The 23347-nt window shown below is 50.7% G+C and carries 23 protein-coding genes; 19 read left to right on the top strand and 4 right to left on the bottom strand.

Features of this window, described 5'->3' with window-relative positions; translation table 11 throughout:
* Positions 1 to 2 precede the first annotated feature (2 nt).
* Complete coding sequence (locus ACO08I_RS06485) at positions 3 to 3551, bottom strand: tetratricopeptide repeat protein (RefSeq protein ID WP_421948852.1); 3549 nt, start codon at positions 3549 to 3551, stop codon at positions 3 to 5.
* Between the two features lie 109 nt (positions 3552 to 3660).
* Positions 3661 to 3867, bottom strand: a complete 207-nt coding sequence (locus tag ACO08I_RS06490; protein WP_282777980.1) for a hypothetical protein — start codon at positions 3865 to 3867, stop codon at positions 3661 to 3663.
* A gap of 141 nt (positions 3868 to 4008) precedes the next feature.
* On the opposite strand from ACO08I_RS06490, the gene ACO08I_RS06495 reads away from it, so the two are divergent.
* The 12 genes from ACO08I_RS06495 to ACO08I_RS06550 all read left to right on the top strand — a co-directional run bounded on the left by ACO08I_RS06495 (position 4009) and on the right by ACO08I_RS06550 (position 16500).
* A complete protein-coding gene (locus tag ACO08I_RS06495) occupies positions 4009 to 5283 on the top strand; it encodes an AAA family ATPase (RefSeq protein ID WP_282777982.1) in 1275 nt (424 codons plus the stop codon).
* Positions 5280 to 5948 (top strand): HNH endonuclease, encoded by a 669-nt coding sequence (locus ACO08I_RS06500; RefSeq protein ID WP_282777984.1) that lies wholly within the window; start codon positions 5280 to 5282, stop codon positions 5946 to 5948. Before ACO08I_RS06495 ends, ACO08I_RS06500 begins: the two co-directional genes overlap by 4 nt.
* Positions 5949 to 6475: 527 nt before the next feature.
* Entirely contained in the window at positions 6476 to 6793 is a 318-nt protein-coding gene (locus ACO08I_RS06505; RefSeq protein WP_282774040.1) for a hypothetical protein, read from the top strand.
* Positions 6794 to 6917: 124 nt separating this feature from the next.
* Positions 6918 to 7232, top strand: a complete 315-nt coding sequence (locus ACO08I_RS06510; protein ID WP_044229081.1) for an ArsR/SmtB family transcription factor — start codon at positions 6918 to 6920, stop codon at positions 7230 to 7232.
* A 97-nt stretch (positions 7233 to 7329) separates the two neighbouring features.
* Positions 7330 to 7647 (top strand): rhodanese-like domain-containing protein, encoded by a 318-nt coding sequence (locus ACO08I_RS06515; RefSeq protein ID WP_421948853.1) that lies wholly within the window; start codon positions 7330 to 7332, stop codon positions 7645 to 7647.
* Between the two features lie 107 nt (positions 7648 to 7754).
* Entirely contained in the window at positions 7755 to 8354 is a 600-nt protein-coding gene (locus ACO08I_RS06520) for a class I SAM-dependent methyltransferase (protein WP_421948854.1), read from the top strand.
* 2 nt (positions 8355 to 8356) lie between these two features.
* Positions 8357 to 8536 (top strand): hypothetical protein, encoded by a 180-nt coding sequence (locus tag ACO08I_RS06525; protein ID WP_282774033.1) that lies wholly within the window; start codon positions 8357 to 8359, stop codon positions 8534 to 8536.
* A gap of 3 nt (positions 8537 to 8539) precedes the next feature.
* The gene (locus ACO08I_RS06530) at positions 8540 to 9193 is read left to right on the top strand and encodes a Crp/Fnr family transcriptional regulator (protein WP_421948855.1); all 654 of its coding nucleotides are present in this window, start codon (positions 8540 to 8542) and stop codon (positions 9191 to 9193) included.
* 161 nt (positions 9194 to 9354) lie between these two features.
* Positions 9355 to 11076, top strand: a complete 1722-nt coding sequence (locus ACO08I_RS06535) for a SulP family inorganic anion transporter (RefSeq protein ID WP_421948856.1) — start codon at positions 9355 to 9357, stop codon at positions 11074 to 11076.
* 121 nt (positions 11077 to 11197) lie between these two features.
* The gene (locus tag ACO08I_RS06540; RefSeq protein WP_421948857.1) at positions 11198 to 14035 is read left to right on the top strand and encodes a UPF0182 family protein; all 2838 of its coding nucleotides are present in this window, start codon (positions 11198 to 11200) and stop codon (positions 14033 to 14035) included.
* The gene (locus ACO08I_RS06545) at positions 14035 to 15783 is read left to right on the top strand and encodes a TrkH family potassium uptake protein (protein ID WP_421948858.1); all 1749 of its coding nucleotides are present in this window, start codon (positions 14035 to 14037) and stop codon (positions 15781 to 15783) included. The genes ACO08I_RS06540 and ACO08I_RS06545 overlap by 1 nt, the downstream gene beginning before the upstream one ends.
* A gap of 9 nt (positions 15784 to 15792) precedes the next feature.
* Positions 15793 to 16500 (top strand): potassium channel family protein, encoded by a 708-nt coding sequence (locus ACO08I_RS06550; protein WP_282774023.1) that lies wholly within the window; start codon positions 15793 to 15795, stop codon positions 16498 to 16500.
* Here the strand turns inward: ACO08I_RS06550 and ACO08I_RS06555 are convergent.
* Positions 16497 to 17105: a hypothetical protein gene (locus ACO08I_RS06555; RefSeq protein WP_421948859.1), complete on the bottom strand. Its 609-nt coding sequence runs from the start codon at positions 17103 to 17105 to the stop codon at positions 16497 to 16499. The genes ACO08I_RS06550 and ACO08I_RS06555 overlap by 4 nt on opposite strands.
* A gap of 32 nt (positions 17106 to 17137) precedes the next feature.
* Positions 17138 to 17458, bottom strand: coding sequence for a hypothetical protein (locus ACO08I_RS06560; RefSeq protein ID WP_421948860.1), 321 nt, complete (start codon positions 17456 to 17458; stop codon positions 17138 to 17140).
* 87 nt (positions 17459 to 17545) lie between these two features.
* Here ACO08I_RS06560 and ACO08I_RS06565 point away from each other — a divergent pair, with 87 nt between their 5' ends.
* From ACO08I_RS06565 to ACO08I_RS06595, 7 genes are all read left to right on the top strand, one after another.
* Entirely contained in the window at positions 17546 to 17947 is a 402-nt protein-coding gene (locus ACO08I_RS06565; protein ID WP_421948861.1) for a hypothetical protein, read from the top strand.
* A 149-nt stretch (positions 17948 to 18096) separates the two neighbouring features.
* The gene (locus tag ACO08I_RS06570) at positions 18097 to 19476 is read left to right on the top strand and encodes a cytochrome ubiquinol oxidase subunit I (protein WP_282774017.1); all 1380 of its coding nucleotides are present in this window, start codon (positions 18097 to 18099) and stop codon (positions 19474 to 19476) included.
* Positions 19477 to 19496: 20 nt separating this feature from the next.
* A complete protein-coding gene (gene cydB, locus ACO08I_RS06575; protein ID WP_282774015.1) occupies positions 19497 to 20531 on the top strand; it encodes a cytochrome d ubiquinol oxidase subunit II in 1035 nt (344 codons plus the stop codon).
* A gap of 88 nt (positions 20532 to 20619) precedes the next feature.
* Complete coding sequence (locus ACO08I_RS06580) at positions 20620 to 21069, top strand: nuclear transport factor 2 family protein (RefSeq protein WP_282774013.1); 450 nt, start codon at positions 20620 to 20622, stop codon at positions 21067 to 21069.
* Positions 21066 to 21527, top strand: a complete 462-nt coding sequence (locus tag ACO08I_RS06585) for a GNAT family N-acetyltransferase (protein ID WP_282774011.1) — start codon at positions 21066 to 21068, stop codon at positions 21525 to 21527. The genes ACO08I_RS06580 and ACO08I_RS06585 overlap by 4 nt, the downstream gene beginning before the upstream one ends.
* A 58-nt stretch (positions 21528 to 21585) precedes the next feature.
* Positions 21586 to 22452 carry a hypothetical protein gene (locus ACO08I_RS06590; protein WP_421948862.1) on the top strand — a complete coding sequence of 289 codons (867 nt, stop codon included), beginning with the start codon at positions 21586 to 21588 and terminating at the stop codon, positions 22450 to 22452.
* A gap of 23 nt (positions 22453 to 22475) precedes the next feature.
* Positions 22476 to 23315, top strand: coding sequence for a LytTR family DNA-binding domain-containing protein (locus ACO08I_RS06595; RefSeq protein ID WP_421948863.1), 840 nt, complete (start codon positions 22476 to 22478; stop codon positions 23313 to 23315).
* The last annotated feature ends 32 nt before the right edge of the window (positions 23316 to 23347 follow it).

Below are 23347 nucleotides of genomic sequence, written 5' to 3' on the forward strand. Positions count from 1 at the left end.
GCTTACTGATTTAGCTGTTGGAGGATTTCCTGGACGCGGGCTTCGCCTAGTTTTTCGACAAGGGCATTTAAGTAGCCAGCAGAGGTCTTAGCATTCGGCGACCCAATTTCATCAAAGATAGTATAAGCTTGGACGATAAATGGCACGGCAGCTTCCCAGTTTTCCTGCTCGAAATGCATGGTTCCAATATTATGCAACGTAATAGCCATACCATTTGAATCCCCGATTTCTTGGCATATGCCCAAGTCTTTTTCAAAGTATTGAAGTGCTTTATTGCGATCTCCTTGTTTTTTATAAATACTAGCAATGTTACCTAAAGTTGTACTTTCCCCAGAACGGTCGCCGATCTGCTGACTAATTTTCAAACTTTGCTCCAGGTACTCCAAGGCTTTGCCGTAATCCCCTCGCGCATAGGCAGTGGTAGCCATATTATTCAGGGTGGCCCCTTCTCCTTTCCGGTCGCCGATCTGCTGCCTAATTTTCAAACTTTGCTCCAGGTATTCCAAGGCTTTGCCGTAATCCCCTCGCGCTTTGAATATCTGGCTGATATTATTCAGGGTGGCCCCTTCTCCGGACCGGTCGCCGATCTGCTGCTGTATTTGCAAACTTTGCTCCAGGTATTCCAAGGCTTTGCCGTAATCCCCTCGCGCATAGGCAGTGGTAGCCATATTATTCAGGGTGGCCCCTTCTCCTTTCCGGTCGCCGATCTGCTGCCTAATTTTCAAACTTTGCTCCAGGTACTCCAAGGCTTTGCCGTAATCCCCTCGCGCTTGGAATATCTGGCTGATATTATTCAGGGTGACCCCTTCTCCTTTCCGGTCGCCGATCTGCTGCCTAATTTTCAAACTTTGCTCCAGGTACTCCAAGGCTTTGCCGTAATCCCCTCGCGCATAGGCAGTGGTAGCCATATTATTCAGGGTGGCCCCTTCTCCGGAACGGTCGCCGATCTGCTGACTAATTTTCAAACTTTGCTCCAGGTACTCCAAGGCTTTGCCGTAATCCCCTCGCGCTTTGAATATCTGGCTGATATTATTCAGGGTGGCCCCTTCTCCTTGAATATTCCCTTTTTCCTTTTTTACTACTAATGATTTCTCGTAGTATTGTAAAGCGGCATCGTACTGTCCGTATAAATCCAAGATTAGCCCCAGGTTATTGTAAATGCGGTCGTGTGTGGCATCCCCCAGTAGCTCCTCGGTGCGCAAGCCATAGAAGTAGCTGAGCTGGAATTGGGAAGTTCCATAGTAAAAATGGCAAAGCACATCCCCAATCTCATTCACCCGCTCTTTTCTTTTGGCGGCGTAGTAATGCTGCCACGCTTCTTTCAGGTCACTGTAATTGCGGTGATTGACCGTTTTGTCAATGTGGTAGTAGTAATCCCCCGCCTTCTCCTCCGAAAATACCGGGCGCTGCAGTTCCACTTGCTCCAGCATGCCCCGTACCAATGGGGTGAGGTAATAGTACTCCAGCGATTGCTCCGTATCTAGGGGTTCCTCCTGCCGCTCCAGGAGTGTAAGCTGTACCAGCCGTTCCAGTGCTTTTTCCTCATCGCTAATCTCAGCCTCTTGCATGGCGATAGCCAGCGGCAGTACCGGGCGGCGGAAGGGGTACATCAGCCCCAGGCAGTGGCGCTCCTTTTCCGTGAGCAGGCCGAGTAGTTGGTTGAAGACCAGGTTTTCGCTCATTTCGTGCAGTACATCCCCTTTGTACTGCTCCAGGTAATCGTGCAGGGTAGCCAGGGTGTTTTCCGCCTGCTCCTGATGCTGCCGGTATAGCTTATCAAAGAACTCCAGGGCGCGGTAGTTGCCGCCAAAGCTTTGGTGCAGCTGTTTGGCGAGTTCCTGGAAAGTGCCCGGAGCCGCTTTTTTGAGGGCCGTTGTTGCTTTTTCCCGCAGCAGTTTGTCCAGGCCCAGTTGCTGGCATTTTTTCAGAAAATCGGCAAAGCGTACCTGGTTGAGGTCGATTTCTTCCACCTCCGGAAAGTCCCCCAGCGGGTAGCGGCCGGTAAGCAACAGAGGGCAAAGTTTGTTTTGGTAGAGGAAGCCGATGACCTCCTTGGTGTCGCTATATTCCGTGGCGAAGCTACCGCCCGGCTCGCTTTGGAAGGTCTCCAGGTTGTCGAAGACGAAGCAGGGAGTGCAGACTTTTTTGACTCTTTTCAATAGGTACAGGAATTGCTTCATTGCCTCATCCGAGGCTTCCTCTACTTCACTATCAATAAGGAATTCATCGTGCTCTGTGCGGAGATAGTCCTTCATTGCCTTAATCACATCCTCTAGTCGGGCAGTATTCTCGTTAAAGACAAAGGGGTAAATACTCCCATCCTGCAATGCCAGCCGCTGCACCAAATGCTCTGCCATCGCCGTCTTCCCTACCCCACCCTGCCCGCGCAGCAGCACCGGTTGCTTATTCATCAGCAGAGGCAGGGCTTGCCTGCGCTCCCTACGCCGCCCCAGAAATTGGTAGCCTTCGTGCCGCTCCAGCAGCAATGCGTGCTGCCCGGTGATGAACTTGTAGTTTTGGAAGGCCAGCGGAGTATATGCCGCTTTCCAGTCTACCAGATTGCTCACCGTGCCATTGGTATACAGCTGAGGGATCATCCACTGAGCGGGCGGCTGCTTTGGGTATAGCCGGGCTTCTTCCTGCTGTGTAAAGCGTACAGCGCTTTGAAAGGCGCGGTGCAGCGGCTCTTTTTCCGCCAGTTGCTGGTACAAATGGCTGGCAAAGACCGTCGCAAAGTAATCGCTGATGCTCAGCCCCATCGCCACCACGGCGGGCACGCCTATCTCCAGCAGCCGGTTGCTCACCCCCTTGAAGGTCTCCTCCTTCTGCCCCTGCGCCGTCTGGCAGGAAGACAGCAGCACCAGCGCTGGGCAGTGCTCCGGCTTGGCATTCAGGGCCGCTGCAAAGTCGGCAGCGGAAGTCAGCTGCTTTTCCATGCGCAGCCCGTCTTCCAGTTCCAGCCAGCCCTGCCCATCGCGGAAGGTACCGTGCCCGCTGAAGTGCAGGATATGGTAGTGGTTTTCTTTCAGCTTCCGCTTAAGGCTTTGCAGGGAGCCATCCTCTGTGAAGTCGAGCTGCACCTGCCCGTGCTCATACAGCGGCCCGAAGGCTTGGATAATCTGGTCTTCTTCCTCCTCGTAGGAAAGGCGGGCGTGGGTATCCTCTGGCGAGGAGATCATCACCAGTACTTTGAGGGGGAGCGGGTTTTGCAGGGCCTGCTCGTTTTGCCTGGAGGCGGGCAGCCCTTTGGTGAGGTATAAATATGGTATGTCCTCCACCGCCAACCGCCAGGGCAGGTTGAGCAGGGTATTGTCTTCGTGGGTAAGCTGCACGAGCTGGTGCTGGGTGCGGGCGGCTTCTAGTATCTCGGGTAATTCGGGCTGGGCTTCCAGCACTTCGCGCATGGATTGCCGGAGGTTGTCCAGCAGCTGCGGGGTTAGGGGGCGGCCGTTTTCTAGTTTTAGGAGGAGGTGGTCGTAGTGGGTGGTGAGTTGCTCCTGTTGCTGGGACGAGATGTTAAGGGTAATGTTGTAGCTGATCGTATTTGACATCTTATCACTAGGGTTTGTAAGATCACAAGATTTAAATTGGCTGCAAGGGAAGACCTCTTAGCCTGCTTTCACAAGCAGGCTACAGCGGCAAGACACGAAAAGGGTAGTATTAGTCCGACTTTTTCAGCCCTCGGAGGATCGTCTCATTATTCTGTACCGTACCGGGCTCCTCTATGGTCAGCATATCCTGGCAGAAGGGGCAGTAAAGCTCTTGTGTCTTGGGTCCGTCGAGCTTGGTCTCATCGTATTCCAATACGATAGGGAACTGCTTGGCTTTCTCGCAGGGGCATTGGATAGTGTGTTTTTCGCGGCGCATAGGGTTTGGTCATTTAGTCCAATGGTAATAATGCGGAAAATGCGTGAAAAATTGTAGCCCACACTCAAATTTGTATGGGATTTGAGCTAATAAATTGGGTCTGATATTTTCTTTACCTTTGGAATATACAAATAGCCAAGCATGAGACTGAAGAAGGTAGTCATACAAAATTTCCGCGGCATTGAGTATATCGAACTTGATCTTGACGACCAGCTGAATATCCTTATTGGTGAAAACGGAAGTGGTAAAACCGTTATACTTGAAGCACTTACGGTCGCAGTAGGAGCTTTTATGATTGGGCTCCGAGATGTGTCCACCCGTGGTATTGGTGATGATGATGTCCGCTATACTGTTCAGCAGGAATATGCCTACCCTGTTATTATTGAAGCCAATGGTATAATTGATGGTCATAGGGTTAGTTGGAGCAGAGAGCGGCACAGTAAAACCGGGAGTACAAACTATAAAAATGCTCAACCCATTAGCCAAATCGCCCAAACCATGGACGATCGCGTGAGATCAGGGGAATATGTAGACTTACCGCTGATCAGCTATTTCTCTACCGGCCGTCTTTTTGTCGAGGCTCAAAGCCGCCGGAAAAAGGAGCCAACTGCCCGAAATGGCAAAAAGGAGTTGGGTTCCAGGTTTAGGGGTTACCGGGAAAGCCTGGATGCGAAATCTAGTTTCCGACGTTTTGTAGATTGGTTTGAGCTGAAAGAATTGAGCCAGTTGCAAAAAAAAGAAACTGACCCTTCGCTATTTATGGTTAAACAAGCCATCCGCAAAAACTTACCAAATTGTAAGGATGTATTCTACGATTTTGACCCGGATACAAATCGGGGGCTGACTGTAGCTTTGACAGATGGCCGTACCTTGCCTTTTGAATACCTGAGTGACGGGGTTCGTAACTTTTTCGCCATGATGGCAGATATTGCCCATCGCTGTGTATTGCTCAATCCGCATTTGCAGGAAAAAGCCTTAGCGCAAACGGAAGGGATCGTTCTGATCGACGAACTCGATCTGCATCTACATCCTTCCTGGCAAAAGAGCGTCATCAGGAGTCTCACCGAAACTTTTCCTAAGATTCAATTTGTAGTAACCACCCACTCTCCTTTTCTCATACAAGAAACTGAGGCTAACCAGTTAATTGTATTGGAAGACTGCAAAGTCAAGCAAATAGGATCAGGCAACAACCTGAGCCTGGAAGACATCGCCGAGGAACTACAGGGCTTTGTCAACCCACGCTGGAGCAACAAGCGGGAGGCTTTGTACGAAATTGGCAAAAAATACTACACTGCTGTCGCTGAAGGCAGCACTGCTGACAATATCGAAGAGGAAATGACGCAGGCTGAGAAAGATTTCACTGAAGACACCCTGTTCTACGCCTACCTTGAGGCGCTTAAAGCTATGAAGCAATGAGAGCTGTAGATAAGGGAGTGGCTCCTCGGGCCTACTTGAATTATACAGATGCTAAACCCGATTTATTTGACCGCATTGGGCCGTACTGTGTGTATTGCGAAATGCCCGTTGCAGACCTGGGCTATGTAGACCATGTACACCCATTAGCCAAGGGCGGGCAACGCCTGGCTTGGGAAAACCTCGTGCCCAGCTGCTTTTTCTGCAACCGCGTAAAGTGGGATAGGAATTCCAGTCGATCTGACCATCTTTGGCCGGACAGAGACAATACGGACTTAGCTTTCGAATATGGAAAACCGTATGTAATTCGACCGGTTGCAGGTCTGTCTGATGAGCAATACCAGGCTGCCAACAATCTGATAAAGCTGACGGGCATAAGCAGAACCGCGGCTAACTCAACCCGAAAAGATAGGCGTTGGAAAAACCGGCAAGAAGCCTGGAGAAAAGCGGAAGCTATGTACGCCGCTTGGCAAACCCAGCAAAATCGTCCGGGCTTGCTTATCGCTATACCTGAAATTGCCGAATCTACTGGATTCTTTTCTGTATGGATGAGTGTTTTTAAAGATGAGACTAACCTACGGGATGCTATATGCAGGAAGTTTCCAAATACGTTTGAGCAAAGTGACTCAAACGGAAAGAGGGTAAAACGGCTCCACGCACTTATTTGAACAACAAGCATCCGTCCACTTCTACCCCCAAAACCGGCACCTTTGTCACAAATAATTCACAAAAAACCAATCCCCTACCCTATCGCCCTGATTATCAATATTCTAAAAATACAAGTCAAATCCTGTTCTGGGCACCGAAGCCCGATTGTCACTGACAGTCAGGCTTTTTTCTTTAGAACTCTCATTATTGGATTTTACCCGAAAAAGAATTACTTTTACGGCATAAAGCATAAAATAGTCGAAAGAAGAGTTTTTTCTATAAACTCCAGATATACACACTCCACTTTTCTGACACTCCTGCACAACACCCAAACCGGGCACTACAAGAAACGGGCTATTCAAAGTCCGTCCTGATTGTGTCCTGCGAAAAAACAGAATAAGAGTAAATCACTTGATGAATTTCATGTTACTCCTGCCTTTTTTGCCCACGAAGTGACTAAAGAACTAAGGTACCGTCTTAACCTTAACTCAACAAATAAGATTTCAAGCTTACCGCTTGTAATCGTGCAGACTTACTCAGACAACAGATGAAGAAAGTTCCGGAGACTAAAATCGGTAATTTACAGGTAGTTGAAAAACAGTCGGTTGTAGCTTACCTGCACTGCTTTTGTGCAGAGGGGACCCCGCTCAACGTGGATGTGCTGAACGAGCAGGGGAAAACCTACCGCACCCACAAAGCCCACTTGGAACCTGGGCCCCACAAAGCCACTATACGCCTTGGTAATTTACCACCTGGACGGTACAATGCATGGATAACCCTTGGACAAGTTTCAGGCATCCGAAGTTTTACCATATCGAAGAGCGACTCCTTTAAAGACCGGTTTAAAAAATGGCTCAAACGATAAAATTCCTACCTTTTTTATAGATTTTCTCTTCCCCGCTTCAACTAAGCTCTTTGACCTGCGTTTCTTAGTCATTACTTAAGGACAGTCCCCTACTGACCGCCTTTTAACCTCACACTACGGAACCATGCCAGACAAAAAAACAATCGGCAAAAAAGAAGCGGAAAAACTGGAACGAATCGCTTTCATCTTGAAAACGGTAGCTCACCCGCTCAGACTAGGCATTGTGCACCTCCTCGAGCAGCACCCGCAGCTTTCTGTTTCCGAAATCTGTACAATGCTTGGTTCAGAACAATCCCTGACTTCCCACCATCTGCAAAATATGCGCCTTAAGGGTATCCTGCATGCCGAACGGGATGGCCGCAGTATGCTCTACACGCTTAAAGAGCGCGATGTCTCCTCCATTATCTCCTGCCTGGAGAACTGCAACTGCAATATGTAAAAAAACAGGATGAAGCATTGACCGTTTGGAAGGATGCTTTTTCTTTTTCATTTTTACATGAACAAAACAAACTATATTCGGATTTAAGCTTTTTATTATGCTACCTTACCGATCGCTGCCGGCAGATTTGTTCATGGTTGAGCTGGCACTTACGTCAGATGCGGTCCTGATCGATCTGCGAACACCACAGGAAATTCGAAAGGATAAGTTGATGGACCATGCGATGAACATAGACTACCTCAGCGACACCTTCGATGATGAAATAGAAACACTGGACCGGCTACGGCCTTATTTTCTATATGATGACGGTGGCAAAAGGGCGCCTCTAGCGGCCTCTTTTATGGTCCGCCGGGGCTTCAGGCAAATTGCTTACCTGCAGGGCGGACGAAAGGAAATACAGGAATTTGAGCAGTAAGACTATTACTGCAGCAGGGAGAAATTTGCCCAAAGTATCTTTTTGTACCAGAGCATCAATTGCTCCTAACTTTGTTGTTCCTTAAAACTTTGAAAGTCAAACCGTTAATGAAAGAATTCTGGGAAAAACGATATGCAGCCGAAGAATACGCATACGGGAAAGCGCCGAACACTTTCCTCCGCACCGAACTGGAACATTTAGAGCCGGGGCATGCCCTTTTTCCTGCAGAAGGGGAAGGCCGTAATGCCGTTTACGCAGCCCAGCTTGGCTGGTCGGTAGAGGCATTTGATTACAGCAACGCCGCCCGGCAAAAAGCATTGCGCCTGGCAAAAGATAGTCAGGTAAACCTGCAATATCAGGTTGCTTCTATAGAAAGCTTTCCCTTTGAGCGTAAAGAGTACGATCTTATTGCCCTGTTCTTTGTACACTTACCTCCTACCCTGCGGCAACAACTGCACGCTGCATGTGCTTCTGCCCTGCGCCCCGGCGGCACGTTACTGCTGGAAGCCTTTCACAAAGAGCAACTCCCTCTGCAATCCGGCGGGCCAAAGCAGGAAACGCTGCTTTTTAGCCTGGAAGACCTGGAAGCTGACTTTGCAGCCCTTTCCCTCGGCCAGATTTCCCGCCAACGTGTTATTTTGGAGGAAGGCCCTTATCACCACGGGCCTGCTGAGACCGTTCGAATTCGCGCAACCAAACACCAATAAATATGAAAAGCCTTAAAGTAGTCCAATCTACCTTCGATGCCATAGCCGAAGAAATCCACAGTGACCAAAGCCCGGTAGGCATCGACGCAAAGAAGACACACATTATCATCCTGGATAAACTGCTGCAGCTGGAAGAACGGCTGAAGCAAATCGAAGCAAAACTAGAAGCAAAAGACGACTAACCTATGATTACAGAAAAGGCAAGGCCGGAAATCCTGTCGCTCATCCGCCAGCATTACCCCCAATTGGCAGAGCGTAACCTGCAGGATGCTATCGCAGATGAAGGTACGATCATGCATTTCAAAAGCGGATCGCTAATCATGGATTTTGGTGCCTACGTCAAAATTATGCCCCTGATCATCAAGGGCAGCATCAAAGTATCGCGGGAAGACGAAGAAGGCAACGAATTGTTCCTGTATTATCTGAAGCCCGGAGAGACCTGCTCCATGTCCTTTACCTGCTGCCTGATGGACAAGAAGAGTGAAATCCGGACTGTAGCAGAAGAGGACACGACTCTCATTGGCATCCCCACCCGCTTTATGGATGAATGGATGAGCCGTTATCCAAGCTGGAAGAACTTCGTGATGACTTCTTACGATAACCGTATGCTGGAGCTGGTGCGCACCATTGATAGCATCGCTTTCAAAAAGATGGATGAACGCCTCATGGACTACCTGGAGCAAAAAGCCGAAGCCAACGGCAGCCAGACGCTCAATGCCACACACCAGGAAATTGCCTATGACCTGAATGCTTCCAGAGAAGCGATTTCCAGGCTGCTGAAACAGCTGGAAAAGGATGGGGTTGTACAGCTTGGGCGCAATCGTATAGAACTGTTGTAGCCCTCTTCAAAAAGTCAGTCCGGGAAGGGAAGAAAGCCTTTATTGTGATGTTCGTCACTGCCAGCTTCGGCAAAAAGGCAGACTTTTGTATCGTTGAGCAGCCAAATTGTTAACAAGCTTTTGTCAAGCCGCATTTGACAAAATCAAAATAGTTCTCCGCGATGCGAATTAAAGACTTTCTACCCATTCTGGACTGGCTTCCAAATTATAAGGCAAGCAACCTGCAGGGCGATTTATCGGCAGGCCTGACCGTTGGCGTCATGCTCATCCCTCAGGGTATGGCGTATGCGATGATTGCCGGGCTCCCCCCAATTTACGGCCTGTACGCCTCCACGATCCCTTTGATCATTTATGCAATCCTGGGCACTTCCCGTCAGCTGGCGGTAGGGCCGGTCGCCATGGTCTCTCTACTGACCGCTGCAGGTATTGGTGCTCTGGCAGAGGGCGGCACGGAGACTTACATCATGCTGGCTATAGCCCTGGCCCTTTTTGTTGGGGTTATACAGTTTTTGCTCGGTGTTTTCCGGCTTGGTTTCCTGGTCAACTTCCTTTCCCACCCGGTCATTAGCGGCTTTACCTCAGCCGCAGCATTGATTATTGGCCTTTCTCAACTTAAGCACCTGTTGGGTGTGAATATCCCAAGGAGCCACCATGTACACGAAATTCTGCTCAATGCCATAGAACAATTTGGAGCGGTCAACTGGTATACCTTCGGCGTAGGTATTGGAGGTATCTTACTGATTAAGGGCGTAAAAAAAATCAATAAAGCTATTCCCGGACCACTACTGGCTGTAGTGTTTGGTATAGCTGCGGTATATGGTTTGGGACTGGTGGACCAAGGCGTTAAGATAGTGGGGACTGTTCCTGAGGGATTACCTTCTTTCGTTATTCCGACATTCTCAGGTGAAGATTTCTCCGCTCTGCTGCCTATCGCACTGACTATTGCTCTGGTCAGCTTTATGGAAAGCATTGCGGTAGCCAAAGCCATTCAGGCCAAACACAAAAATTATAAGGTTTCAGCTAATCAGGAACTGATCGGGCTTGGTGCAGCCAACATCTTTGGCTCTTTGTTCCAATCCTACCCTGTCACCGGTGGATTCAGCCGTACTGCGGTCAACGATCAGGCAGGCGCTAAAACCGGGCTGGCGGCCATCATTAGCGCGGTACTCATTGCACTGACCTTGCTTTTCCTCACGCCTCTGTTCTACTACCTGCCCAAAGCTATTTTGGCCTCTGTCATCATGGTAGCAGTTTTCGGGCTGATCGATATTAAGGAAGCAAAGCACCTCTGGACTACCGACCGGGTAGACTTTTGGATGCTCGTTGCCACCTTCGTTGGTACGCTTTCCCTTGGCATTGAGCAAGGTATCCTTATCGGTGTGGCGCTTTCATTAGGTGTGGTCATTTTCCGCACCACCATGCCTCACTTTGCCGTGCTGGGCCGTATACCCGGCGAAGATCACTACAAAAACATCAATCGCTTCGATAACCTGGAGCAACGGGAGGACATTCTCATCATGCGCTTCGATGCGCGCCTTTACTTCGCGAACGTCAACTTCTTCAAGGAGACTATCGAGGCTGAAGTCGAACGCCGCAAGGGCAAACTCAAACTATTTATACTGGACGCCAATAGCATCAACAGCGCCGACAGTAGCGGGCTGCATGCCCTGGAGGAAATTCGCGAGTTCCTGGCCTCTCTGAATATCGAATTCTATATGACGAGCGTGAAAGGGCCCCTTCGCGACACCCTGCAAAAAGGGCACTTCGATGAGAAGCTGGGCAAGGACAAGTTCTTCATGCACATTCAGACAGCGGTGGACAACTTTGATGAGAAAAATCCGCAGCGGTACAAAGATTATGTGCTGCAGACGAACCTGGATTAAAAAAACCAAGCTTTACACTTCCGGAAAAGCGCCCTGATCATTTTTGGTCAGGGCGTTTTTTTATTAGGCGGTAACGGGTAAACATCTGTCCCCCTGCGTGCGCTTTATCAGAAAAGCCTCCATGTTTACCTTAATTTTTGTCCTACTGACCGGCCTTGGCGTTTTCTTCATTTTCCGGAGCAGGCAGCAGGATGGAAATGGGCAGAAAATAGCAGGTATCAGTCTGATCCTCGGCACGATTTTACTGTTTCGTTTCCTGAACTTTTGGGGCGAAAAAATCTGGTTTGATGAGCTCGGGTATAATGACCGCTTCTGGACGTTATTTCTGGCTGAGTCCCTGTTTGTGGTAGCCGGAGCGCTGTCGGGGCTTGGGCTGCTGGCACTTTTGTCCCACCACCTGCCTGCTTCTAAGAAGTGGTTGCGGCGCGGGGTGCTGATTGCCGGAATGCTACTGGGGGCCGCCTGGGGGTTTGCCAACTGGAGCAGCTTTCTGAAGTTCTGGTATCAGGCTCCTGTGGGCATGTCTGATCCAATTCTGGGTGTAGAAGCCAGCTTTTACCTCTTTACCCTGCCCTTTCTCAACGGGCTATACAATTTCCTCTTTATGCTGGTACTGCTTGCCCTGGGCATGACCGTTGCCGGGCGCTATGAATTTTATCAGGAGGGGCGCAGCATCAAGCTTTACCAATCAGACAACGCAAGGGGCAAAGCCTCCCGCCGAATGCTGTTCATCAACGCCGGATTGCTCCTCTTTGTCCTCGCCGGCGGGGTTTATCTTGACCGCTTCCACCTGCTTTTTTCAGACCTGGGTACGGTGTCTGGCCCCGGCTGGACAGACGTGCATATTGTGCTGCCTGCCCTAACTACCACGCTGGTATTTACGGCACTGGCAGGGCTCAGCTTATTGATTCCGGCTATTCGGGAGGCGCTGCAGCACCTGCTTTTCCGGTTAGGCGTCCGCAAACCAGGTGATCCGCTTTATGTCATTGGAAGTACGGCTGCAATGGTAGCGGTCTTTTGGCTGATTGCGCTCAATGTTTTGCCCGGCGCCTACCAAAGCTTCCGGGTGGAGCCCAACGAAATTTCCTACGAGAAGCCTTACATCGGGCATAATATTGAATACACCCGCTTTGGCTTCGGGCTCAATGAGGTGGAAAGCCGGGAATTCCCTGTGCGGGATTCCTTCAGCCAGGACATGGTTCAGGACAACCCCACCATTTTTAATAATATCCGGCTTTGGGACTGGCGCGCGCTGGATGCAGTACTGAAACAGTTTCAGGAAATCCGCCTGTACTATGAATTCAACGACGTAGACATCGACCGGTACCGCTATGACGATGGCTACCGGCAGGTCATGATCTCCGCCCGTGAAATGAAGGCGTCCAACCTACCGGATAAAAGCCAGACCTTCGTCAATGAAGTCTTCAAGTATACCCACGGCCACGGCATTGCCCAAACCACCGTTGCTGACTTTACTTCCGAAGGACTGCCTAATTTCCTGGTCAAAAACATCCCCCCGGAAAGCAAATACCCCTCCCTTGAAGTGAAGCAGCCCAGGATTTACTACGGAGAGCTTACCGATGATTATGTAATTGTCAATAGCAGTGAGCCCGAATTTGATTATCCCCAAGGCGATCAAAACGAATATTACAGTTATACCGGGCAGGGTGGCGTGGAATTGTCGAGTGCCTGGCGCAAATTTCTCTATGCCTACAAAATGGGGGAGTTTAAACTGTTGCTCAGCTCCTACCCCAGCAGGGATAGCCGAATCTTATTCCGGCGGGATATCAAAAGGCGGGTCAGGGCACTCGCCCCATTCCTGCAACTCGACCAGGACCCCTACATCGTCAATGCCGATGGGCAGCTGTATTGGATGATCGATGCTTACACCACCTCATCCTATTTCCCCTATTCAGCCCCTTACAATGCCACCGAGCGGATACAGTACAAGGAGGGAGAAACACAGCAGCAACTGAAAATAGGCCACCGTTCTGACTTTGACGGGCAAAACTACCTGCGCAACCCGGTCAAGGTAACGGTCAATGCGTTTACCGGTGCCGTTGACTTTTACGCTTTTGACAAGGACGACGCTATTTTGAAAGTCTGGGATAAGATCCTCCCGGGCATGTTTCAGCCCCGGAGCAATATGCCGGAAGCGCTGCAGGCCCACATCCGCTATCCGGTCGACTACCTGCTGACTCAGGGGCTGGTCTATGCCAAATACCACATGAACGACCCTGAGGTTTTTTACAATCAGGAAGACCTGTGGATACGCGCGACTGAAAAGTACTACGGCAGCGTTCAGCCGGTAGAGCCCTACTATATTATGTGGCAGCCTCCGAATAGTGAGGAAGCAGGTTTTTCGCTTATCCTCCCCTTTACCCCCAAAAACCGGCAGGTATCTATCGGTTGGATCGCCGGGCTTTGTGATCCAGGGCAGTATGGCCGGTTCTTAGCCTACAATTTCCCAAAAGAAAAACGGGTACTTGGCCCGCAGCAGGTGGAAACCAAAATCGATCAGAACAGCTACCTGTCCGGACAGCTCTCCCTATGGGACCAAAGAGGCTCAAGAGTCATCCGCGGCAATGTGCTGGCCATCCCCGTGGCAGAAACCATTGTTTACGTCGAGCCCATTTACCTGCAGGCTGAGACCGCTGCTTATCCCGAGTTGCGCCTGGTCTGCATCATGCACAACGATCAGCTTAGCTACGCCGAGACCTTTGATGAAGCACTGGCGGGGCTCTTCGATACGACTGCGTCAACGGATCAGAGTGGCGAACCCTCCTCTGCAGCCTATGAGGAAGGCACGAGCATTCAGGCTGGTATCTCAAGCGCCCGGGAAGCCTTCCAACGCTACCGGAACGCGACCGGAGAGGGGCGGTTTGAAGCCGCTGCCCAAGCCCTGAATGACCTTCAGCGCGCCCTGGAAGACCTCAATCAGCAATCGCAAGACCAATAATGAAGTGGTCTGCCTACCATATCATTGACCTGGCCGTCACCATCCTCGCTCCAGGTATGTTGAGCATCCTGGTTTGGGAGTATGGCTACGGTCAGGCTTTCGCTTACGAGCGAGAGGTATATGCTCTTTTTGGAAGCTTACTGGCACTGGAAACAGGGTACAGCCTGGGCAGGCATCCGGGGCCGCTGCTTTTCAGGCGCAACACACGGATCGTGCTGTTGATTTCAGGGTTGCTGGTTATGGTTTTCAGTTTGCTGAGTCTGGTACAAGTATTCCCTTTGCAGGCTTATTGGCTGGTCCGCCTACTGGTTTTGCTCCTTTCCCTGACGCTGATCATCGAACGGCTATTCCGGATAGAAACCCGGCGCATGCACCCAGCCCTTATCTTTGTCAGCAGCTTCGCAGTATTGATTGGGCTGGGCACGCTGCTGCTACTCCTGCCGCAGTCTGCCAAAGTCGAAATATCTCTGGTTGATGCCCTGTTTACGGCCACAAGTGCCGTTTGTGTAACCGGGCTGACCGTGCTGACCACGGGGGAAGATTTCACCCTGACCGGGCAGGCATTCATTCTGGTGCTCCTGCAGCTGGGCGGGCTGGGCATGCTGACGTTTACTAATGTTTTCGGGTTATTTTTCCGCAGCTTTGGCTCTTTCCGCAACCGGCTGATGCTGCAGGATATGATCAACAGCCGTACCATTGAAGGCACTAAAGGACTGTTAGTCCGCATCCTGGTATTCACCTTTGTGGCAGAGGGCATAGGGGCATTGCTTATTTACAGTGGCCTGGCAACCGGGAGTGCTCCGGACGGCAACCGGGCCTGGTTTGCCATCTTTCACGCCATATCCGCTTTTTGTAATGCAGGTTTTTCTACCCTGCCCCAATCGCTGTACGAAGAAACCTTCCGGATGCAATATGGCGTCCATTTAACGATTGCTGCCCTGATTATTTTGGGGGGCATAGGGTTCAACACTATCATTGGCTACCTGCAGTACATGGGGGAAGCCCTGCGGTACTACTTTTACCGGGTGATTAATCGCGCTGACCGGGCTATCCCGGCCTCTTTGCCTTTGCTTTCCGCCAATGATAAGCTTGTGCTGCGGACCACTACAGCCCTGCTTGTAGCTGGTACGCTCGGTTTTTATTTTTTCGAAGGCGCCAACAGCCTCAGTAACCAAAGTTCATTTGGGCAGTGGGCAACCGCCTTTTTTGGTTCCGTTACGGCGCGGACGGCCGGGTTCAATTCCTTTGACACAGGCAACCTCGCCGGCCCTACCTTGCTTTTGCTGATTTTGCTGATGTGGGTGGGCGCTTCGCCGGGGTCTACCGGAGGCGGCATCAAAACGACCACTTTTGGTATTGCCCTGCTCAACATCTGGCAGCAGGTACTGGGCCGGAATCGTATTGTGCTGGGGTGGCGCAGTGTGCCGGTCAGTGCACTCAACCGGGCTCTGGCCATTATTATGCTCTCCCTGCCAGGTATTGGAGTACCCGTCTTTTTATTGTATCACTTCGAGCCCGGTACCGCGCTGATGCCCATCGTATTTGAATGCGTCTCCGCCTACTGTACCGTGGGGCTGAGCATGGGCATCACGGAGCAACTGTCAGAACCCGGCAAGCTTACGCTCATTGCGACCATGTTTATCGGGCGGGTGGGCTTTCTCACCTTTCTCACCGGACTGGCGCGACAGTGGGCGAAGGAGCAGCATGACCCGGCCCGGTATCCGGAAGAAGATATTTTCATCAATTAATGCTCAGTTATGAAGTTTATCATTATCGGTCTTGGCAATTTTGGAGCGACCCTTGGGCTGCGGCTTGTGGAAGACGGTCACGAAGTCATTGGCGTGGACAAGCGCCCTGAGCCTGTAAATTTGCTAAAAGATGGGCTCACCCATACCATTGAGCTGGACACTTCCGACGAACTTAGCATGGATAAACTACCGCTTGAAGGGGCAGACACCATCCTTGTGACGATAGGTGAGGACATTGGCGCTTCCGTGACCGCTACTGCTTTTGCCAAGGAGAGGCGAAAGAACGCTACCCTTATTGCCCGGGCCATTTCCGATATCCATCATACCATACTGGAAGCCATGGGGGTAGATGAGATCATCCATCCGGAAGCCGAATTCGCTGATCAGCTGGCCAATCGGTTACTGGTGGACGGTGCGTTGAAATCGCTGACGCTCGACAGCCAATTCAGCATCCTTGAGGTTAAGGTGCCGGAAAAAATGATAGAAAAGACCGTGGAGGAACTGGCTTTGCCCGATGAATGGTCCGTCACCATCGTCACTTTGCTGAAAGAGCGCAAGCGGCGGTCTATCTGGGGCGTCAGCAAAGGTTACCGGGAAGTAATAGGCGTTGTGCGCCCGGACACCACCCTTCAGGCATCCGACCGGCTGGTCCTTTTTGGCAAAACTCAGCAAATACAGGATATGCTGGAGGCTTATGAAGATCATTCAGAAGACTAAACCTCTTCTTCCAATTCATCAATCCAGTCCAGTTCCAGAACAGTATGCCCTTCTTCCGGAAAATATATGCGCCGGAACTTTTTGCCCCAGACCAAATCTTTGAAAATATACGAGCTGTTGGCGTGGACATCCTGAGCAAAGGTTTCATCGTAGCCTTGGAGCAACACCAGGAATTCCGGGCGCATCGCTTGCAGTTCTTCCGGTGTCTTCTGCCAGAGCGGGCTGTCTTTATCAATAATGTGAACCAACACCCAGTTGAGCGGAAAGAGGAGGACCTTGTCCCGTTCCAGTTCCAGCAAAGTGAAGCGCCGGACTTTTTGCCCTTTTTCGTCTTTATCCACCCACGACATGCTGACTTTGGCGCTGAGGTTAATCAGCTTATTGTTGCGCTGATTAACGATTTGGAACTGGAAACTCTCATAGGGCGTATCCTTGTAGGGCCGGACGACCGCCTTTTTACTGAACAAAATGCTTGATTGCGGCTGGGCAAAGCGGGCAAAGAAGAGCCCTGTAGCCAACGCGAACCCCATCAGGCCCACTAATGCGTCAATGGAAGCAATGATGTTGGCGGCGATACCCGTGGGGCTAATCGCACCATACCCCACCGTGGTAAAGGTCTGGACACTAAAGAAAAAAGCTACAAAAAGTCACCTGCAGGCGAGCCGGTAGGTTCTGCACCAGACAAATACTCCAGACCAATAGTCAGGTAAATCAGTGCAAAACCGGAATTGACCACTATGTAAATAGCTGTGATCAGCGCAAAAAACCGCAACCAGGACATTTCCACCAATGCCTGGTAGGGCCGCCATGCCTTACCTCCCCGGCGCAGGATATTGTAGGAACCATCGCGGTTGATCAGCCGGTCTTCGCCAGACGTAATGCCGCTGCCGAAGCCGAGGTCGTTCTCAGGTGAAGCAGAACGCCCGGAGAAAGATGAAGTGATATCTTTAAGTTTCATGTCCCTAAATTAAGAAAGTCTGGTTTTGCACTTCACAACTCTTTGCCCATCTTTCCGTTTAAGATCAAAAGGAGATACCCATAAGCCATGCGCCCCGATAACCTCGACCACTTACTGAAGAACCTCGAACAAGGTGCCGCTGACGAGCTGTCTGAGCTGGAATCTCTGGGCGCCTCCTTCTATCCTACCGGGCAGTTACTACGGCTGCGCGGGCAATGGGAGGTAAAGAATACCCTCTTTAAAAAGTTCCAGCGTTTTTTCATCGGTGCGGTAGCTACCTCACCGGTTTGGTTAGTCCTGTGGGGGCTTTGCCTCAAAACCGGCATGACCCGGTTGGGGCTTATTTTCCTGGCTTTCTTTCCTTTTTCTTTTTTGCTGTTCTTCTTCGGGCTCTATTTTATGCACACCTTTTTCAAAGGGCAGGGCCATCTTGACCGGGTTGGGGAGATGATCAGCCATGAACTGCAGCACCGGCAGGGAAATAAGTAAAAAGTACCACAGACTCCCGGAAAAGCCCTAACCAAACAGGCTGTTTTACCGCTATTTTTGATGTGGATACCCCAAAGTGTCACTGAATTTAACCATAATGTTGGCCGTTTTCTCAGAAAGCACGCTAACCTCACATAAAACTAATAACAATGGACGTAGAAATTCTCTCCAGAATTCAATTTGCCTTTACGGTCGCGTTCCACTACATCTATCCTCCACTGAGCATTGGGCTGGGACTGATCATGGTCGCCCTGGAGGGGCAGTACCTGCGCACCGGCAATAAAGAATACCATGTACTGGCGAAGTTTTGGACCAAAATCTTTGCCCTGACCTTTGGCATCGGCGTAGCCACAGGTATTGTCATGGAGTTTGAGTTTGGTACCAACTGGGCCACGTATTCGAGGTACGTGGGCGATGTCTTTGGCAGTGCGCTGGCGGCTGAGGGGATTTTTGCCTTTGCCCTCGAAAGCGGCTTTTTGGGTGTGCTGCTCTTTGGTTGGAACCGGGTGAGCCCGCGGGTACACTTTATCGCTACGCTGGGCGTATGGCTGGGCTCTATGTTCAGTGCAGTCTGGATAGTTGTCGCTAATTCCTGGCAGCAGACACCGGCGGGCTTTCATGTGGTGGGCGAAGGCCTGGATGCCCGGGCGGAAATCACCGACTTCTGGGCAATGGTCTTCAACCCGTCGAGTGTGGAACGGCTGGTGCATGTATGGCTGGGCGCTTTCCTGGCAGGCGCTTTCCTGGTACTGAGCGTGCATGCCTACTACCTCCTGCGCAACCGTCATGTGGAGCTATCCAAGAAAGCCTTTAAAATCGCCCTGATTGTAGCCACCATTGTCTCATTGGGGCAACTGGTCGCCGGTCATGCCTCTGCAGATGGGGTCGCCGAAAATCAACCCGCCAAACTCGCAGCGCTGGAAGGCCACTTCGAGGCTGATGCGCCGGCAGATATGTACCTCATGGGTTGGGTGGATAAAGAGTCGCAGCAGGTTACCGGTATTCCGATTCCGGGAGGATTGTCCTTCCTGCTGCATTTCGACTTCAATGAGCCGGTCACCGGGCTGAATGCCTTCCCCATCGAAGATCAGCCACCGGCACTGAATGCTATTTTCCAGTTTTACCACTTTATGGTGGCATTTGGCATGATTATGATTGCGCTGACGCTTTATGCCTCCTTTCAGTGGTGGCGGGGCAAGCTGTTTGAGCAACGCTGGCTGCTTTGGGTCTTTGTCTTTGCAGTCCTGCTGCCAAATCTTGCCAATCAGTTTGGCTGGTTTGCAGCCGAAATGGGCCGGCAGCCCTGGGTGGTCTATGGTTTGCTGCGGACCAGTGATGCGCTTTCGGCTTCCGTGCAGGCTAATCAGGTTCTGTTCTCGCTGATCATGTTTTTCCTGATTTATGCGCTATTGTTTGCCCTGTTCATTTACATGCTGAACAAAAAGATCAAGCATGGCCCGAGCGAGGACCAACTACAAGACCACCGTTCCCGGCATGAAGAGATGGCGGAAGCAGCCGGAAAATTATAGAAAAGCTAACCTGAAAAGATATGGCAACTTTATTTGGATTAGATTATCCGACACTTTGGTTTCTCGTTATTGGCGGGCTGTTCAGCGGCTACGCCATACTCGACGGGTTTGACCTGGGTGCCGGAGCTTTACATTTGTTTTTTAAGAAAGAAAAAAGCCGGCGTATTGCCCTCAATGCAGTGGGGCCGGTCTGGGATGGCAATGAGGTTTGGCTTGTGATTGGCGGAGGCGCCCTCTTTGCAGGGTTCCCGGTGGTCTATGCCAGTTTGTTCTCGGGCATGTACATCCCGTTTATGTTGTTTCTTTTGTTCCTCATCTTTAGAGCAATATCGATTGAATTCCGAAGCAAGGAGGAAATGAAGTGGTGGCGGACCATGTGGGATATCAGCTACAGCGTGGCGAGTATTGCCCTTTCTGTCCTGCTGGGCGTTGTGCTGGGCAACGTACTGATTGGGATTGAAATCGGGCCGCAGGGCAACTTCCAGGGGCACTGGCTGGAGTTTCTCAACCCCTATGCCCTCCTCGTGGGCGTCACGACACTGGCGTTATTCTCTACTCACGGTGCACTTTACCTCCTGATGAAAACGGAAGGGCGGCTGTACGCCAAACTGTCTATTCTGGCCCGGCGGGCGATTATCTTTTTTATCGTAACGTTTAGCCTGGTCACCCTGTATACCCTGATTTACATCCCACACCTTACGGACCGCTTCAAAGATTTGCCGTGGCTGTTCGTTGTGCCCGTGCTTGCCTTTTTGAGCATTGCCAACATCCCGCGCCTGATCTCCAAGCGGCGGTTCCGGGATGGGTTTATTTTCTCGGCTATCACCATGAGCCTGCTGCTGATCGTTGTAGCGATTGAACTCTATCCGGTGATGCTGCTGTCTACCGTGGACGAGGCTTACAACATTACGATTTACAATGCCGCCTCTTCCGAGAAATCACTCGGCATTATGCTTACCATTGCGGCTATCGGGACTCCTTTAGTACTGGCGTATACGGCTTTTGTCTTTTGGACTTTCCGGGGCAAGGTGGAGCTGGACGAAACCAGCTATTAAGACTTATTTCATGACGATCATTTTTGGTTTCATGCAGACGAAACCATTCGGGCAGGGAGGAATTCCCTGCCTTTTTTTATTTTAGTGCATGATTATTAAAGATTTCTACACCGCCTTCCAACGCAAAGACAGCGCCGCCATGCAGGCCTGCTACGCTCCTGATGCCCGGTTTGCCGACCCGGTATTCCCAAGCCTCAACTATGAGGAGACCTGCGCCATGTGGGCCATGCTCGTCTCTGCCGGCAAAGACCTGGAGTTGAGTTTCTCAGATGTGCACCTGCAGGGCAACCACGCCTCTGCCAACTGGCAGGCGATCTACACCTTTTCCGCAACAGGGCGAAAAATCATCAATAACATACAGGCCAACTTTGAGCTGCGGGATGGGAAAATCTACCGGCATCAGGATCAGTTCAACTTTTACCGGTGGGCACAGCAAGCCTTTGGCCCCACGGGTTACCTCATTGGCTGGACGCCCTTTTTTCAAAAAAAGGTACAGGCTTCTGCCCGCCGCAGCCTCGAAAAGTATATGGCCCGATGACCTTCCGGCGACTTGAGAGCAGTCAATCCCTGCCTATGCCGCTTCTGTTGGAGGCTGATCCGGACGAAGCGAAAGTACAGGCTTACTGCCGTACCGGCCAGGTTTGGGTTATGGAAACGGACACCATTTGCGGCGTGGCGGTGCTCCAAGCCGTGGAAGAGGAACCTGAACCCACCGCCGAAATTATGAATATTGCGATCAAGCCCGGCCTTCAGGGCAAAGGGATGGGAAAGCAACTGCTTAACTTTCTGATTGCTGAGGCTGAAAGGCAGGGGGTTCAGCGCTTGCAGGTCGCTACTGGCAATTCCAGTATTGGACAGCTGGCGTTCTACCAAAAAGCAGGATTCGAGCTGCTGCGCCTGGAGCGGCATTACTTTACCAAAAACTACTCAGCGCCGATTATTGAAAATGGTATCCACTGCCGGCACCGCCTTGTACTGGAGCTACTGCTGCCTTAAACATTGCTAACTCTGCGGATAACTTTGTATTTTAGCTACACACAAACCCCAATACACCATGTACCACCTCCGATTCCTCACTGCCTTCGTTTGTTTGCTGTCTTTTTCATTCGTGAACGCTCAGGAAAAATGTGATACGCTGATTTTACATCCGGGCCGCCCGCTTGAGGTGACCGTTGATTCCGTAGCCAACAGCAAGGTATACTGCAAATTGTGCGGAAAACAGCCCAGTCAGGCACAGGTCATCCCGCTCAAAATGGTAGCAGAGATCAAGTACCACGATGCCAGTAAGAGAAGCGCTCAAAAGGACACCACCACGCATATCCCAATCGAAGAAGTCCAAGAAACAGCCCATTCAGAAATCAAAGACACTAAAGTCCCTGAATGGATCCTTACTAAGAAGGATAAGAAGTCAGTCCAAAAACGATTCAAAAAAGGGATCAAACTGAAAGTGGTATATCTCGATCAGGATAAGAAACGGAAGGTAGTTGATGTACTGGACGATATAACCGAAACCCATCTTGTCCTGAAATCCCACTACAATTCCACGATCTCCATTCCCAGAGAAAAGGTTTTGAAAATCAAAATTAAGAATGGTCTGGGTATTTTTGGAGGAGTAGCTTTGGGTGTTGGACTAATTGTTGGTCTTGTTGCGGCCAGCATTGCCCTAATTGCGATAACAATCTCAATTATATTTTCCGGCGGTCAAGATCCTAATGCCTCCGGTTTGCAAGAAGAAGCCAACCAAGGCTGCACCTTATCCATAGTGGCTATGGTAATTGGTATCATTGCGTTAATCGCATCCAACGCCTCCTGGATCAACGCACCCTTCTCAGAAAAATGGAAGGTGGAACAAGTGATGCAGGAGGCAGAGCAAGAAGCCAACCCTAATGAGACAGAAGTCATCGGCATTGAACAGCCCTGATTATCCCTAAGACTAAAAAAGATATGACCGCTATTGTACCTACCATTCGGCAGTTCCTCCAAAAACCTTTTCCGGAGACGGAAAGCTGGCCGAAGTATTTCCGGAATATTGCGCTCATCAGCCTGTTTGTAGCGCTGTTCCTGTATATCTTTCAGCCCTTTGGCATCTCCACTATTGAATCGGGGAAGGCTTTGACGTGCCTTGGGTTTGGGCTTATGACTTTTGCAGGAGCCTTGGTATTTCAGCTGATCTACGGTTTTTTATCCTCACTGCGCCATGAGCGTCAGTTCACCTTCGGGCACTGGATCGTGTACATGTCCGGCATTATGCTAACCATCAGCCTGTGTAATTTCCTTTACGCCCGCCTGCTGTTCTTTGGGGATATCCGCTGGGAATTTTTTCCAAGTATGATTTACGGGACCTTTATGGTCGGCTTTTTCCCCATGGTGGCACTGGGCCTGCTGTCGCTGATCCGGCAGGAACATAAATACCTGGCTATAGCGAAGGAAATCAATCAGGAGCATCCTCATCCTGCACCACCCGGGCCACAAGCCACGGAAGCCTTATTTGGCATCCCCACTCACAACATCCGGTACATTGAAGCCCTGCAAAACTACGTTCGTATCGGATACCTGGATGAGGCGAACGAACTGAGAGAACAAACCGAACGCGCTACCCTGAAAAGCATTCTGGACCAGATTGATGACAAGGCCATCGTGCGGTGCCACCGGTCTTATCTGGTCAACAGGACTGCCGTAGCGGACGCGGCAGGCAATGCGCAGGGGCTGATGCTCACCCTCGCAGATTGCCCTAAAACTGTGCCGGTATCGAGGAGCTATGTTCCTGTATTTAGAGAGGCGTAGTCGTTCAATCGGGAATTTTCCCTTTGTCAGAC

Source organism: Phaeodactylibacter xiamenensis (assembly GCF_965229835.1).
In the GTDB taxonomy this organism is placed as follows: Bacteria; Bacteroidota; Bacteroidia; order Chitinophagales; family Saprospiraceae; genus Phaeodactylibacter; species Phaeodactylibacter xiamenensis.

Excerpts from the sequence above, each read along its gene's own strand:
- ACO08I_RS06565 (WP_421948861.1), top strand. The coding sequence starts at position 17,546 with ATGCGCCCCGATAACCTCGACCACTTACTGAAGAACCTCGAACAAGGT.
- ACO08I_RS06485 (WP_421948852.1), bottom strand. The coding sequence starts at position 3,551 with ATGTCAAATACGATCAGCTACAACATTACCCTTAACATCTCGTCCCAG.
- ACO08I_RS06515 (WP_421948853.1), top strand. The coding sequence starts at position 7,330 with ATGCTACCTTACCGATCGCTGCCGGCAGATTTGTTCATGGTTGAGCTG.
- ACO08I_RS06595 (WP_421948863.1), top strand. The coding sequence starts at position 22,476 with ATGACCGCTATTGTACCTACCATTCGGCAGTTCCTCCAAAAACCTTTT.
- ACO08I_RS06540 (WP_421948857.1), top strand. The coding sequence starts at position 11,198 with ATGTTTACCTTAATTTTTGTCCTACTGACCGGCCTTGGCGTTTTCTTC.
- ACO08I_RS06545 (WP_421948858.1), top strand. The coding sequence starts at position 14,035 with ATGAAGTGGTCTGCCTACCATATCATTGACCTGGCCGTCACCATCCTC.
- ACO08I_RS06525 (WP_282774033.1), top strand. The coding sequence starts at position 8,357 with ATGAAAAGCCTTAAAGTAGTCCAATCTACCTTCGATGCCATAGCCGAA.
- ACO08I_RS06520 (WP_421948854.1), top strand. The coding sequence starts at position 7,755 with ATGAAAGAATTCTGGGAAAAACGATATGCAGCCGAAGAATACGCATAC.
- ACO08I_RS06500 (WP_282777984.1), top strand. The coding sequence starts at position 5,280 with ATGAGAGCTGTAGATAAGGGAGTGGCTCCTCGGGCCTACTTGAATTAT.
- ACO08I_RS06590 (WP_421948862.1), top strand. The coding sequence starts at position 21,586 with ATGTACCACCTCCGATTCCTCACTGCCTTCGTTTGTTTGCTGTCTTTT.
- ACO08I_RS06505 (WP_282774040.1), top strand. The coding sequence starts at position 6,476 with ATGAAGAAAGTTCCGGAGACTAAAATCGGTAATTTACAGGTAGTTGAA.
- cydB (WP_282774015.1), top strand. The coding sequence starts at position 19,497 with ATGGCAACTTTATTTGGATTAGATTATCCGACACTTTGGTTTCTCGTT.
- ACO08I_RS06510 (WP_044229081.1), top strand. The coding sequence starts at position 6,918 with ATGCCAGACAAAAAAACAATCGGCAAAAAAGAAGCGGAAAAACTGGAA.
- ACO08I_RS06535 (WP_421948856.1), top strand. The coding sequence starts at position 9,355 with ATGCGAATTAAAGACTTTCTACCCATTCTGGACTGGCTTCCAAATTAT.
- ACO08I_RS06495 (WP_282777982.1), top strand. The coding sequence starts at position 4,009 with ATGAGACTGAAGAAGGTAGTCATACAAAATTTCCGCGGCATTGAGTAT.
- ACO08I_RS06570 (WP_282774017.1), top strand. The coding sequence starts at position 18,097 with ATGGACGTAGAAATTCTCTCCAGAATTCAATTTGCCTTTACGGTCGCG.
- ACO08I_RS06580 (WP_282774013.1), top strand. The coding sequence starts at position 20,620 with ATGATTATTAAAGATTTCTACACCGCCTTCCAACGCAAAGACAGCGCC.
- ACO08I_RS06560 (WP_421948860.1), bottom strand. The coding sequence starts at position 17,458 with ATGAAACTTAAAGATATCACTTCATCTTTCTCCGGGCGTTCTGCTTCA.
- ACO08I_RS06490 (WP_282777980.1), bottom strand. The coding sequence starts at position 3,867 with ATGCGCCGCGAAAAACACACTATCCAATGCCCCTGCGAGAAAGCCAAG.
- ACO08I_RS06585 (WP_282774011.1), top strand. The coding sequence starts at position 21,066 with ATGACCTTCCGGCGACTTGAGAGCAGTCAATCCCTGCCTATGCCGCTT.
- ACO08I_RS06550 (WP_282774023.1), top strand. The coding sequence starts at position 15,793 with ATGAAGTTTATCATTATCGGTCTTGGCAATTTTGGAGCGACCCTTGGG.
- ACO08I_RS06530 (WP_421948855.1), top strand. The coding sequence starts at position 8,540 with ATGATTACAGAAAAGGCAAGGCCGGAAATCCTGTCGCTCATCCGCCAG.